Origin of the sequence: Streptomyces sp. NPDC079020 (assembly GCF_044542225.1) — a bacterium.
Taxonomy (GTDB): Bacteria; Actinomycetota; Actinomycetes; order Streptomycetales; family Streptomycetaceae; genus Streptomyces.
On sequence record NZ_JBITUB010000002.1, the window covers coordinates 456,872 to 469,411 of the forward strand.

At 68.6% G+C, this 12,540-nt stretch carries 11 protein-coding genes and 1 riboswitch; of the genes, 7 read left to right on the top strand and 4 right to left on the bottom strand.

The annotated features are described in order from the left end of the window. Nucleotides 1–4: 4 nt before the first annotated feature. From ACIGJO_RS05965 to ACIGJO_RS05975, 3 genes are all read right to left on the bottom strand, one after another. Nucleotides 5–865: a carbohydrate ABC transporter permease gene (locus ACIGJO_RS05965; RefSeq protein ID WP_266923684.1), complete on the bottom strand. Its 861-nt coding sequence runs from the start codon at nucleotides 863–865 to the stop codon at nucleotides 5–7. Further along, the gene (locus ACIGJO_RS05970) at nucleotides 862–1,875 is read right to left on the bottom strand and encodes a sugar ABC transporter permease (protein WP_351871024.1); all 1,014 of its coding nucleotides are present in this window, start codon (nucleotides 1,873–1,875) and stop codon (nucleotides 862–864) included. The genes ACIGJO_RS05965 and ACIGJO_RS05970 overlap by 4 nt, the downstream gene beginning before the upstream one ends. 112 nt (nucleotides 1,876–1,987) lie before the next feature. After that, a complete protein-coding gene (locus tag ACIGJO_RS05975) occupies nucleotides 1,988–3,286 on the bottom strand; it encodes a sugar ABC transporter substrate-binding protein (protein ID WP_399952685.1) in 1,299 nt (432 codons plus the stop codon). A gap of 279 nt (nucleotides 3,287–3,565) precedes the next feature. Between ACIGJO_RS05975 and ACIGJO_RS05980 the strand changes: the two genes are divergently transcribed. The 6 genes from ACIGJO_RS05980 (at nucleotide 3,566) to ACIGJO_RS06005 (ending at nucleotide 11,190) form a co-directional block, all read left to right on the top strand. Beyond that, the gene (locus ACIGJO_RS05980; RefSeq protein WP_073717913.1) at nucleotides 3,566–4,330 is read left to right on the top strand and encodes a GntR family transcriptional regulator; all 765 of its coding nucleotides are present in this window, start codon (nucleotides 3,566–3,568) and stop codon (nucleotides 4,328–4,330) included. A 343-nt stretch (nucleotides 4,331–4,673) separates the two neighbouring features. Continuing rightward, nucleotides 4,674–4,928, top strand: a complete 255-nt coding sequence (locus ACIGJO_RS05985; RefSeq protein ID WP_399952688.1) for a DUF3311 domain-containing protein — start codon at nucleotides 4,674–4,676, stop codon at nucleotides 4,926–4,928. Then, nucleotides 4,925–6,559, top strand: coding sequence for a monocarboxylate uptake permease MctP (gene mctP, locus ACIGJO_RS05990; protein WP_399952691.1), 1,635 nt, complete (start codon nucleotides 4,925–4,927; stop codon nucleotides 6,557–6,559). Before ACIGJO_RS05985 ends, mctP begins: the two co-directional genes overlap by 4 nt. Nucleotides 6,560–6,666: 107 nt before the next feature. Next, on the top strand, nucleotides 6,667–7,332 hold the full coding sequence (locus ACIGJO_RS05995; RefSeq protein WP_399952694.1) for a hypothetical protein: 666 nt from the start codon (nucleotides 6,667–6,669) through the stop codon (nucleotides 7,330–7,332). A 161-nt stretch (nucleotides 7,333–7,493) separates the two neighbouring features. Further along, a riboswitch (cobalamin riboswitch) is annotated at nucleotides 7,494–7,623 on the top strand. Nucleotides 7,624–7,768: 145 nt separating this feature from the next. After that, nucleotides 7,769–10,174 carry a ribonucleoside-diphosphate reductase subunit alpha gene (locus ACIGJO_RS06000; protein WP_399952696.1) on the top strand — a complete coding sequence of 802 codons (2,406 nt, stop codon included), beginning with the start codon at nucleotides 7,769–7,771 and terminating at the stop codon, nucleotides 10,172–10,174. Then, entirely contained in the window at nucleotides 10,174–11,190 is a 1,017-nt protein-coding gene (locus ACIGJO_RS06005) for a ribonucleotide-diphosphate reductase subunit beta (protein ID WP_399952699.1), read from the top strand. The genes ACIGJO_RS06000 and ACIGJO_RS06005 overlap by 1 nt, the downstream gene beginning before the upstream one ends. A gap of 48 nt (nucleotides 11,191–11,238) precedes the next feature. Here ACIGJO_RS06005 and ACIGJO_RS06010 read toward each other — a convergent pair whose 3' ends face one another. Further along, the gene (locus tag ACIGJO_RS06010; RefSeq protein WP_399952702.1) at nucleotides 11,239–11,451 is read right to left on the bottom strand and encodes a hypothetical protein; all 213 of its coding nucleotides are present in this window, start codon (nucleotides 11,449–11,451) and stop codon (nucleotides 11,239–11,241) included. Nucleotides 11,452–11,532: 81 nt separating this feature from the next. Here ACIGJO_RS06010 and ACIGJO_RS06015 point away from each other — a divergent pair, with 81 nt between their 5' ends. After that, nucleotides 11,533–12,507 (top strand): GlxA family transcriptional regulator, encoded by a 975-nt coding sequence (locus tag ACIGJO_RS06015; RefSeq protein ID WP_399952705.1) that lies wholly within the window; start codon nucleotides 11,533–11,535, stop codon nucleotides 12,505–12,507. Nucleotides 12,508–12,540 lie beyond the last annotated feature (33 nt).

Sequence of the window (12,540 nt, forward strand, 5' to 3'; positions counted from 1 at the left end):
CGCACTATCCCTTCACGGCGCCGGAAGTGAGGCCAGCGGCCATCTTCCGCTGGATGAACATGAAGAACACGACGACCGGCAGGGCGATCATGGTCGACGCCGCCATCAGCGCGCCGTAGTCGGTCCCGCGCTCGGTCGTGAACGTCATCAGCCAGACGTTCAGCGTGTACTTGGAGTTGTCGTTGATCAGGATGTACGCGAAGAGGTACTCGTTCCAGGCGTTGACCAGCGCGAAGATCGACGCGGCGGCGAGGCCGGGGGCGAGCAGCGGGAAGATCACGCGGCGGAACGCGCCGAAGCGGGTGCAGCCGTCCACCATCGCGGACTCTTCGAGCTCCACGGGGATGTTCACCACGAAGCCGCGGATCATGATCGTCGCGAAGGGCAGCGTGGAGACCAGGTAGACGACGATGAGGCCCCAGTACTCGTCGATCCCGCCCATGGCGTTGAGCTGGGCGTAGATCGGGATGAGCATCGCCGTCGGCGGCAGCATCTGGACCAGGATCATGATCAGGACCAGGGCCTTGCGGCCGAAGAAGCGGAAGCGGCCGATGGCCAGTGCCGCCAGGGTCGCGATGATCATGCCGCCGACCACGGCGGTGATCGAGACGATGAGGCTCGACTGGATCGCGGTGCCGAAGTTCGGCTGCTCGGTGGCCCGTACGAAGTTGTCGAACGTGATCGACGAGGGCCACAGCGTCTGGTCGTACGAGCGGATCTCGCGGTTGGGCCGCAGGGCGCTGATGACCAGCCAGTAGACCGGGAAGACCATGACCAGGGCGATGCCCAGGCCCAGGATGTCGAAGCCGATCCTGCTCTGCTTGCGGTCCGGGCGCAGGGTCTGTGTGTCGGTCGTGGTGCTCATTCGACCTCTCCCGTCTTCATGAGCTGGCGCAGGTAGTACACGGCCACGCCGGACAGCAGCAGCACCGTGATCAGGGCGATCGCGGTGCCCTGACTGAAGGAAGTGGACTCGAACGCCTTGGAGTAGGAGTAGAGGCCGAGGGTCTCGTACTCCGGCTCGGGCTTGTTGCCGCGCAGCAGCCAGATCTGGCCGAAGACGTTGAAGTCCCAGATCACCGAGAGCGTGGCCACCATGGTGAAGACCGGCTTGATGACCGGCCAGGTGACGTACTTGTAGACGCCGTAGCCGGAGGCGCCGTCGAGCGAGGCGGCCTCCTCCAGTTCCTTGGGGACCTGGGTGAGCGCGGCGTACAGGGTGACGACGACGAAGGGGATGGCACCCCACACGACCAGGATGGCGATGATCGTGAAGCCCTGGATCGGGTCCAGGTACCAGTTGTGGCCGAGGAAGTCCTCGCCGACGACCTTGGCGATCATGGTGTTGATCAGGCCGTAGTCGGAGTCGGCCATGAAGCGGAAGATCGACGCCGCGACCATCAGCGGCATGGACCAGGCGGCGATCAGGCAGAAGGTCAGCACGAGCCTGACCCAGGTGGACAGCCGGCGCATCAGCAGGGAGATGAGGAGGCCGAGAGCCATGGTCAGGGTCACGCAGATGGCCATGAAGACCACGGTGCGGAAGGTGACCCACCAGAACTCGTCGTCGCCGAGGATGTTGGTGAACTGCTTCAGGCCCACCCACGGTGCGGGCTCACCGCTCCACAGCTCACGCCGGCCCATGTCCTGGAAGGACATGATCACGGTCTTGCCGAGCGGGTAGAGATAGACGGCGGCGATCGCCACGATCGCCGGGAGGATCAGGAAGTAGGGGAGGAGTTCACCCTTCTTCCGCTTCCTCTTCTGTACGCGGGGCCCGGCGCCGTCCTCTTCGGACAGCCGGGGCCCGGTCAATCGGGGATCACGTGGTTCGGAGACCGGTGGCCCGGCGGCCTTGGTGTCGGCGGCAGTCACGTGGCTGACCTTCCATCGCGGGTCCGAGGCAACCCCCGGAAATCACGGCGTGCTTGTACTGAGGAGCGGGGGCCCGGCGCAGTGCCGGGCCCCCGCCTGGCGATCAGAAGACTCAGGCCTTCTTGTTGATCAGTGCGTCGATCTTCTCGTCGGCCTTCTTGGCGGCGTCGGCGACGGACGTGCCCTTGAGGATGTCCAGGAGGAGGTTCTCGAGGATCTCCTCCTTCTCGACCGAGGCCCAGCCCGGGGCGATCGGCGTGAACCAGGCGTCCGGCACCGCGTTGGCGATGGGGGCCGTCTCCGGCTTGGCCTTCAGCGGCTCAAGCTGCTTCTCGTTGTTGGGGAGGATGTTCTTCGACGCGAGGACGTCCATCGACTTCGCGTTCGTGAAGAGGGAGATCCACTCCTCGCCGAGGTCCTGGACCTTGGACTTGGAGATCGTCGCGAGGTCGGAACCGCCGATGAAGGACGGGAGCGCCTTGCCCTCCGGGCCGGGCATACCGGCCGTGGCGATCTTGCCGTCGAGCTTCGGGTTGCCGTTCTCGCCCGTGGTGACGCCGCCGGCCTCCCAGGCCTGGCCGTAGATGACCGCGGCCTTCTCGTTGGCCATGACGTTGGCGTGGTCCTGCTCGTCCTTCGTCTGGTCGGCCTTGTTGTACTTCTTGACCAGGTCGACGTAGTGGGCGATGCCCTTCTGCGACTCGGGCGAGGAGAGGGAGGCCTTCCACTGCTTCGAGCCCTCGTCGTACTTGGCGACCTCGCCGCCGTACGCCGCGACGTAGGACATCGCCGCGTACCAGTAACGGCCCGGGAAGTAGAGGGACGAGGCGCGCTTGTCCTTCTTGCCCAGCTCGGCCGATACCTTGTCCATGGCCTTGAGGAACTCGTCCTCGGTCTGCGGGAGGACGTCGCTGCCGGTGGCGGCCTTCAGCATGTCCTTGTTGTAGACAGCCAGACGGGCACTGGCGTAGTACGGGACGCAGTAGGTCTTGCCCTCGAAGGAGCACGTGTCCTTCAGACCCTTGATCCAGGTGTCCGAGTTCTCGTACTTCTTGGGGTCGATCTCGCCGAGCGCACCATTGAGGATGTACTGCATGGTCTCGGTGTTGCCGAGCTCGACAACGTCCGGGAACTTGTCGCCACCGAGGGAGGTGTCGAGCTTCTTCACCTTGTCCGACCACTGCTGGTACTGGATCTTGACGGTGACATTGGGGTACTTCTTCTTGAACTGGGCGTTGACGTCCTTGACCAGTTCCGGCCAGGTCGACTGCGCGTCACCCATGAGCCAGACCGTCAGGTCTTCCTTACGGTCCTTGGGGTCCTTGGACGATGCCTTGTCATCCGAACCACATGCTGCGATCGAAACCAACATGCCCGCGACGCCGATCGCCGCGATGAGCTTGCGCTTCACGCCAAACCCTCCTCAGGGATGCTGCAACCCCGCCCACCGCGAAGACATTCGACGAGTACTGCTGGGGCTGGACCTGGTCTTTAATGGTTTAGACCAGTACCGGGAGCTTGGCCTAGACCTTTAGGGGTGTCAAGGGTGTATAAGAAGTGCACTCGCGTCCGTTATAGGACCGACACCTAAGGGAGGGCGACGACCCGTGACGGGACCGTGCCACCATGTGAGCCGCGACAGACGGAGGAGCCGGTGACGGCAGCAACGCAGCAGTCGGGAAGGCGGGCCATGGGCGCCGACGGGGGCAGTTCGGGGAACGAGACCGGTGCAGGTACGCGCACTGCGCGCGTACCGAAGTACTACCGGCTCAAGCGGCATCTCCTCGATATGACCGACACCCTGCCACCGGGCACACCCGTGCCGCCCGAACGCACCCTGGCAGCGGAGTTCGACACCTCGCGCACCACCGTGCGCCAGGCGCTCCAGGAGCTGGTCGTCGAGGGCCGGCTGGAGCGCATCCAGGGCAAGGGAACCTTCGTCGCCAAGCCGAAGGTCTCCCAGGCGCTCCAACTGACCTCGTACACCGAGGACATGCGCGCCCAAGGACTGGAGCCGACGTCTCAGCTGCTGGACATCGGCTATGTCACCGCCGACGACACGCTCGCCGGTCTGCTGGACATCACGGCGGGCGGCCGGGTGCTGCGGATCGAGCGTCTGCGACTGGCCAGCGGCGAGCCGATGGCGATCGAGACCACACACCTTTCGGCCAAACGTTTCCCGGCTCTGCGCCGTTCTCTGGTGAAGTACACCTCTCTCTACACCGCGCTCGCCGAGGTGTACGACGTGAGGCTGGCCGAGGCCGAGGAGACCATCGAGACCTCGCTGGCCACCCCGCGCGAGGCGGGGCTGCTCGGTACGGATGTGGGCCTTCCGATGCTGATGCTGTCCCGCCACTCGATCGACGGGCAGGGCGAACCGGTGGAGTGGGTGCGCTCGGTCTACCGCGGCGACCGCTACAAGTTCGTCGCCAGGCTGAAGCGGCCCACGGACTGAGGCCGTCGCGCCGCGGCGGCGGCGACGGGCACAGGTGCGGCGGCCGGGGACGACTCCCCCGGCCGCCGCACCTGTCCTTGTTCCGGGCCCGCGGGCGTACGCGCGTTCCGGGCGCGCGTACGCCCGCGGGCCCGCGTACGTAGGCGCACATACGGGTGCACATACGCGTGCACGTACGGGTGCACGTACGGGTGCACGTACGGGTACGCGTATGTGCGCGCGGACTTGCACGTACGGGTGAACCGGATGACTCCCGTGTCCGTGACTCTCTCCGATACATCACCGTTGCCGGACCGCACACGCGGACCGCAGACGTTGATCAGCGAGGGGACGGAGTCACCACATGCCAGCAGACACCGAGGCGAAACCACCGACGGTCACCCCCACGAGAGCGGTGATCGCGCTCTGTCTCTTCGCCCCGTTCGTGGCGATGCTCTGGGTGGGTTCGTACGCGAAGGTCGATCCGACGTTCATCGGCATCCCGTTCTTCTACTGGTACCAGATGCTCTGGGTGCCGCTCTCGGCCGCGCTGACGATGGTCGCGTACAAGCTGTGGCAGCGTGACCAGCGCGCCCGCAAGGGGGGTGCCTCCGCATGAAGGACGGTGTGAACGGCATCGCGCTCGGCGTCTTCATCTTCTTCTTCGTGGCCGTCACGGTCATCGGCTTCATGGCGGCCCGCTGGCGCAAGGCCGAGAACGAGGCCAGCCTGGACGAATGGGGCCTGGGCGGAAGGTCGTTCGGCACCTGGGTCACCTGGTTCCTGCTGGGCGGCGACCTCTACACGGCGTACACCTTCGTCGCCGTCCCGGCGGCGATCTACGCGGCGGGCGCGGCGGGCTTCTTCGCCGTCCCGTACACGATCCTCGTCTACCCGCTGATCTTCACCTTCCTGCCGCGGCTGTGGTCGGTCTCGCACAAGCACGGCTACGTCACCACCTCGGACTTCGTCCGCGGACGCTTCGGCTCCAGGGGGCTCTCGCTGGCGGTCGCCGTCACCGGCATCCTCGCCACGATGCCCTACATCGCGCTCCAACTCGTCGGAATCCAGGCGGTGCTGGATGTCATGGGCGTCGGCGGCGGTGAGACCACGCACTGGTTCATCAAGGACCTTCCGCTGCTCATCGCGTTCGCCGTGCTCGCCGCGTACACCTACTCGTCCGGGCTGCGGGCACCCGCGCTGATCGCATTCGTGAAGGACGGCCTGATCTATCTGGTGATCGCGGTGGCGATCATCTACATACCGGTCAAGCTGGGCGGCTTCGACGACATCTTCGCCAAGGCGGGCGAGGCGTTCTCCCAGAAGAATCCGGCGACCGGTCAGCCGCGCGGCTCGCTGGTCCCCGGCGACATGGGTCAATGGGGTTACGCGACACTGGCGTTGGGCTCCGCGCTCGCGCTCTTCATGTACCCGCACTCGATCACGGCGACGCTCTCCAGCCGCAGCCGCGAGGTGATCCGGCGCAACACCACGATCCTGCCGCTGTACTCCCTGATGCTGGGCATGCTGGCGCTGCTCGGCTTCATGGCGATCGCCGCCGGAGTGAAGGTGGACAACGGGCAGCTGGCCATCCCTCAGCTGTTCGAGAACATGTTCCCCGACTGGTTCGCGGGAGTGGCGTTCGCCGCCATCGGCATCGGCGCCCTGGTGCCCGCCGCGATCATGTCCATCGCCGCGGCGAACCTCTTCACCCGCAACATCTACAAGGACTTCCTGAAACCCGACGCCACCCCCGCCCAGGAGACCAAGGTCTCCAAGGTCGTCTCGCTCCTGGTCAAGGTCGGGGCCCTGGTCTTCGTCCTCACCATGGACAAGACGGTCGCGATCAACTTCCAGCTGCTCGGCGGCATCTGGATCCTCCAGACCATGCCCGCCCTGGTCGGCGGGCTGTTCACCCGCTGGTTCCACCGCTGGGCGCTGCTCGCGGGCTGGGCGGCCGGCATGGCGTACGGAACGCTCGCCGCGTACGGCGTGGCGAGCCCCACCCAGAAGCACTTCGGCGGCTCCTCGAAGGAGATTCCGGGAATCGGCGAGATCGGCTACATCGGTCTGACGGCCTTCGTGCTGAACGTGATGGTCGTGATCGTCCTGACCCTCGTCCTGAACGCGCTGAAGGCCCCGGCGGGCATCGACGAGACCTCGCCGGCCGACTACACGGCGGATGTGGGCGACCCGGGCGTCAAGGCGGAGCTGCCGCCGGCCACGGTGGGCGCGCCGAGCGGTCACTGACCGGCCGGAACCGCGGGTGCGCGGGCCGTCGTGTCTCCCCGGGAGGCGCGGCGGCCCGCCCCGTTCCCCGGCTGTGCACCGCGGTCACCGTACGCGAGGATGCGGGCATGATTCCTCGTTCCCCGCTCCCCGGGCTGTGGCCCGTGCTGCTGGTGCTGACGCTCGCGGCCTGCGGCACGGAGCAGGCCCCCGGCCCCGACGCGGACGGCCCCGGGGCCGCGGCCCCCTCCGCCCCGGTGCCCGGCCGGGCCGCGCTGGAGGCCAGGGCCGCGGCCATCCAGACCACCACCGGCCATGTCTATGTGACCGAGGTCCCCGGGTACGCCCTGGCCCGGCAGTCCGTCGGCGTCCTGGGCGACGACGGCTTCGGGAGCTTCTACGTGGCGGCGGGCGGCAAGCGCGTCCAGCTCTCCGTGGAGCGCGGCACGCTGACGGCGGCGAACTGCGCGGCGGGCCCGCTGCCCGGCGGGGGCCCGGGCACACCGGCGGCCTGTGAGCGGGACGGGGAGAACTGGTACCGCTCGACGCCGGAGGGCCATGAGTACGCCCGCGCGGAGGGCGAGGTCGTCGTCCGGGTCGGCGGAGCCCGCGACGAGGTCGACCGCGACACCCTGCGCGCGGCCTCCGAGGCGGCGCACCGCGCGGACGACCGTGAACTCGACGAGATCCTGCCCCCGGCGGGGCAGGCACCCGGCGCGGGTCCCGTCGAACGCGGCGACCTGCCACCGGTCGGCGACGGGGCCCCGAACAACGAGGTGGGAGCGAGCGGCTGAGGGAACCGGCTGCCGGCAGAGCACGCCGTACGGGCCCGGAACGGGTGGGGAGCGGGCCCGGAGCCCCTTCCCGCCGTGCCCCCGCTCACCCCACCGGCCCACATTCCCCCTAGGGCCCAACACCCCTCGCGACACAACATGTAGGGGCTGCCTCATCGGGCGGCCCCCACATGTATGCTCGTGCTCGCTGTCGCCGCAGGGGAATCCGGTGCGAATCCGGAACTGTCCCGCAACGGTGTATTCAGTGTGCTTTTGCACACCCGAAGTCCGACGACCTGTCGACAGCGCGTCCGGCTCGACCGAACCGGACGCCCAGACGTCCGGGCCTCGCGGATGGGCCGGTGGACGCCGTAGGCAGTGCTGCCCCGTTCCGGGCATCGTGCTGTCCGGCTGCCCCCGTTCCCCGCCGGCCCCCAGCCGAGCGAGGGAAATCCCCGTGACCATCGCGCCAGCCGATCCGGTTTCAGCCGCCGCCGCAGCCGAACCGACGGAGTCCACGACCGACGCACCGGGAACCGCACTGCTGCGGACCCTGACGGACCTCACCGTCGATCTTCCCGACACCGATCCCGGACGGGTCGCCGCCGCCGCGCTGCGCGGCCGCAACGCCCGGTCGGACGAGGCGGAGCTGCGTTCGCTGGCCACCGAGGCGGCCGCGGGGCTGATCTCCGAGGACCCCGCCTACTCCCGGCTCGCCGCCCGGCTGCTGACCCGCTCCATCGCGGGCGAGGCGGCGGGCCAGGGCGCGGTGTCGTTCTCCGCCTCGGTCGCCGTGGGGCACCGCGAGGGCCTGATCGCCGACCGCACCGCGCGGTTCGTGGCCCTCCACGCTGCCGCGCTCGACGCGATGGTCGAGCGGTCGCTGGCCGACGGCGCGGACGACCGCTTCGGCTACTTCGGGCTCCGTACGCTGCACAGCCGCTATCTGCTGCGCCACCCGCACACCCGGCAGGTCATCGAGACCCCGCAGCACTTCATGCTGCGGGTCGCCTCGGGGCTGGCCGAGGACGAGAGCGTGCGCGCGCTGGACGAGGTCGCCGCGCTGTACGGGCTGATGAGCCGGCTGGACTATCTGCCCTCCTCCCCCACCCTCTTCAACTCCGGCACCCGGCACCCGCAGATGTCCTCCTGCTATCTGCTGGACTCGCCCAAGGACGAGCTGGACTCGATCTACGACCGCTACCACCAGGTGGCGCGGCTCTCCAAGCACGCGGGCGGCATCGGTCTCTCGTACTCCCGCATCCGCGCCCGCGGTTCGCTGATCCGGGGCACCAACGGGCACTCCAACGGCATCGTGCCGTTCCTGAAGACGCTCGACGCCTCGGTCGCCGCGGTCAACCAGGGCGGCCGCCGCAAGGGCGCCGCCGCCGTCTACCTGGAGACCTGGCACGCGGACATCGAGGAGTTCCTGGAGCTCCGCGACAACACGGGCGAGGACCAGCGGCGTACGCACAACCTCAACCTGGCGCACTGGATCCCGGACGAGTTCATGCGCCGGGTCGACGCGGACGGCCGGTGGTCGCTGTTCTCGCCCGCCGATGTGCCCGAGCTGGTCGACCTGTGGGGCGACGAGTTCGACGCCGCGTACCGCGCGGCGGAGGCCAGGGGGCTGGCCCGCAAGTCGATGCCCGCGCGGGACCTGTACGGCCGGATGATGCGTACGCTCGCGCAGACCGGCCAGGGCTGGATGACGTTCAAGGACGCCTCCAACCGGACCGCCAACCAGACCGCCGAGCCGGGCCGCGTCGTCCACTCGTCGAACCTGTGCACCGAGATCCTCGAAGTGACCGACGACGGCGAGACGGCCGTCTGCAATCTGGGCTCGGTCAACCTGGGGTCGTTCGTGGCGGACGGGTCCATCGACTGGGAGCGGCTGGACGCCACCGTGCGTACCGCCGTGACCTTCCTGGACCGGGTCGTCGACATCAACTTCTACCCGACCGAGCAGGCCGGGCGCTCCAACGCCCGCTGGCGGCCGGTGGGCCTGGGCGCGATGGGTCTCCAGGACGTCTTCTTCCAGCTGCGGCTGCCCTTCGACTCCCCCGCGGCGCGGGCCCTGTCCACGAAGATCTCCGAGCGCATCATGCTCGCCGCGTACGAGGCGTCCTGCGACCTCGCCGAGCGGTCGGGTCCGCTGCCCGCCTGGTCCGAGACCCGGGCGGCGCGCGGAGTGCTGCACCCCGACCACTACGACACCGAGCTGAACTGGCCGGAGCGCTGGGACGCCCTGCGCGCCCGCGTCGCCCGGACCGGGATGCGCAACTCGCTGCTCCTGGCGATCGCGCCGACCGCCACGATCGCCTCGATCGCCGGGGTGTACGAGTGCATCGAGCCGCAGGTCTCCAACCTGTTCAAGCGCGAGACGCTGAGCGGTGAGTTCCTCCAGGTCAACGCCTATCTGGTGGACGAGCTCAAGCAGCTGGGCGTGTGGGACGCCCGGACCCGCGAGGCGCTGCGCGAGGCGAGCGGCTCGGTGCAGGGCTTCGCCTGGATCCCCGAGGAGGTGCGGGCGCTGTACCGCACCGCGTGGGAGATCCCGCAGCGCGGACTGATCGACATGGCGGCGGCGCGTACGCCGTTCCTCGACCAGAGCCAGTCGCTGAACCTGTTCCTGGAGACGCCGACGATCGGCAAGCTCTCCTCGATGTACGCGTACGCCTGGAAGCAGGGGCTGAAGACGACGTACTACCTGCGTTCGCGCCCGGCGACCCGGATCGCCCGTGCCGCGTCCGGCCAGGCGTCCGCCGCCGCCCCCGTCCCCGTACAGCAGGCCCAGGCTCCCGACGCGGACGCCATCGCCTGCTCCCTGGAAAACCCCGAGTCCTGCGAGGCCTGTCAGTAATGAGCTCCAGCGAGAACAAGAACCTGCTCGACCCGGGTTTCGAACTGACCCTGCGCCCGATGCGCTACCCGGACTTCTACGAGCGCTACCGGGACGCGATCAAGAACACCTGGACGGTCGAGGAGGTCGACCTCCACTCCGACGTCGCCGACCTCGCCAAGCTCTCCCCCGGCGAACAGCACATGATCGGCCGGCTGGTGGCGTTCTTCGCGACCGGTGACTCCATCGTCTCCAACAACCTCGTGCTGACGCTGTACAAGCACATCAACTCTCCCGAGGCGCGGCTGTATCTGTCGCGGCAGCTCTTCGAGGAGGCCGTGCACGTCCAGTTCTATCTGACGCTGCTCGACACGTATCTGCCCGATCCGGACGACCGGGCGGCTGCGTTCGACGCGGTCGAGGAGATCCCCTCCATCCGCGAGAAGGCGCAGTTCTGCTTCAGATGGATGGACTCGGTCGAGAAGATCGACCGGCTGGAGACGAAGGCGGACCGCCGTCGCTTCCTGCTGAACCTGATCTGCTTCGCGGCGTGCATCGAGGGGCTGTTCTTCTACGGTGCCTTCGCGTACGTGTACTGGTTCCGCTCGCGCGGCCTGCTGCACGGCCTCGCCACGGGCACCAACTGGGTGTTCCGTGACGAGACCATGCACATGAACTTCGCGTTCGAGGTCGTGGACACCGTCCGCAAGGAGGAGCCGGACCTCTTCGACGACGAGCTCCAGCAGCAGGTCACCGACATGCTGAAGGAGGCCGTCGAGGCGGAGCTGCAGTTCGGCCGCGACCTGTGCGGCGAGGGCCTGCCCGGCATGAACACCGAGTCGATGCGGCAGTACCTGGAGTGCGTGGCCGACCAGCGGCTCACCCGCCTCGGCTTCCCCGCGCTGTACGGCTCGGAGAACCCGTTCTCGTTCATGGAGCTCCAGGGCGTCCAGGAGCTGACGAACTTCTTCGAGCGCCGCCCGTCCGCCTACCAGGTGGCGGTGGAGGGGTCGGTCGGCTTCGACGACGACTTCTAGAGGACGACGTACCCAAGGACGGCTTCTCCGGCCGTCCGCAGGGCCGGGTCAGATCCTGGCCCAGCTCCGGGGGGACGGGCGCCGCGCGGCCGTGACCGGCCGCGCGGCGCCCTCCGTTCGCGGGGGCTCCGCCCCGTGCGCCCGTTCCGCTTCTCTCAGCTCCCGGTCGATACGGCGCTCGCGGGCGATCCCGAGGAACGTCGGCAGCAGGACGAGTGCGAAAACGGCCGTGATGCCCAGGTAGTTCAGGAATGTGTTCATGCCTCTACTGTCGTCCGCGCGGACGCATTCCGGCAGTGGCAGGACTGTCACACAGCATCGAATTACTGCCACACTGTCGTCATGCTGAAAAATGTCGCCGCCCTGCTGCTCGACGGGGTCCACCCCTTCGAACTCGGCGTGCTGTGCGAGGTCTTCGGGCTCGACCGCAGCGACGAGGGTCTGCCGGTGCACGACTTCGCGGTGGTCTCGGCCGAGGGCCCCGAGCTGCGGACGCACGCCGGGTTCACCATCGGCACGTCCCACGGCCTCGGCCGGCTGGAGGAGGCCGACCTCATCGCCGTACCGGCGGGCAGCCATTTCATGGAGCGGGAGTATCCGCCGGAGGTGCTGGACGCCCTGCGCCGGGCCGTGGAGCGCGGCGCGCGGGTGCTGAGCGTCTGCTCCGGCGCCTACGTCCTCGGCGCGGCCGGACTGCTGGACGGCCGCCGCTGCACCACCCACTGGCGGCACACCGACGAGCTGGCCCGGCGCTTCCCCCTGGCCGTCGTGGAGCCGGATGTGCTGTACGTGGACGACGGGGCGGTCATCACCTCGGCGGGCACCGCCGCCGGGATAGACGCCTGTCTGCATCTGGTGCGCCAGGCGCACGGCCCCGATGTCGCCAACGCCATCGCGCGCCGCATGGTGGTACCGCCGCACCGCGACGGCGGCCAGGCGCAGTACATCCAGCGCCCGCTGCCCCGCACCAGGTGCGACACGGTCGGGGACACCCTCGCCTGGATGGAGCGCCACCTCGACCGGGAGATGACCGTCGAGCAGCTGGCCGGTCTGGCACATATGTCCCCGCGCACCTTCGCGCGCCGCTTCCAGCAGGAGACGGGCACCACTCCGTACCGCTGGCTGCTGCGGCAGCGGGTGCTGCTGGCCCAGCATCTGCTGGAGACCTCGGACGAGACGGTGGACACGATCGCCGGGCGGACCGGCTTCGGTACGGCGGCCGCGCTGCGCCACCAGTTCGTACGGTCCCTGGGGACGACCCCGAACGCCTACCGCCGCACCTTCCGCGGCCCGGCCGCGATGTCCGGGGCCGCCTGATCCAGCGCTTCCGCCGCGGTGTGCGGGGGCTCC

Coding starts and splice junctions, on each gene's coding strand:
- ACIGJO_RS05985 (WP_399952688.1), top strand. CDS start 4,674: ATGCCAGCAGACACCGAGGCGAAACCACCGACGGTCACCCCCACGAGA.
- mctP (WP_399952691.1), top strand. CDS start 4,925: ATGAAGGACGGTGTGAACGGCATCGCGCTCGGCGTCTTCATCTTCTTC.
- ACIGJO_RS06005 (WP_399952699.1), top strand. CDS start 10,174: ATGAGCTCCAGCGAGAACAAGAACCTGCTCGACCCGGGTTTCGAACTG.
- ACIGJO_RS05965 (WP_266923684.1), bottom strand. CDS start 865: ATGAGCACCACGACCGACACACAGACCCTGCGCCCGGACCGCAAGCAG.
- ACIGJO_RS05995 (WP_399952694.1), top strand. CDS start 6,667: ATGATTCCTCGTTCCCCGCTCCCCGGGCTGTGGCCCGTGCTGCTGGTG.
- ACIGJO_RS05980 (WP_073717913.1), top strand. CDS start 3,566: ATGGGCGCCGACGGGGGCAGTTCGGGGAACGAGACCGGTGCAGGTACG.
- ACIGJO_RS06015 (WP_399952705.1), top strand. CDS start 11,533: ATGCTGAAAAATGTCGCCGCCCTGCTGCTCGACGGGGTCCACCCCTTC.
- ACIGJO_RS06010 (WP_399952702.1), bottom strand. CDS start 11,451: ATGAACACATTCCTGAACTACCTGGGCATCACGGCCGTTTTCGCACTC.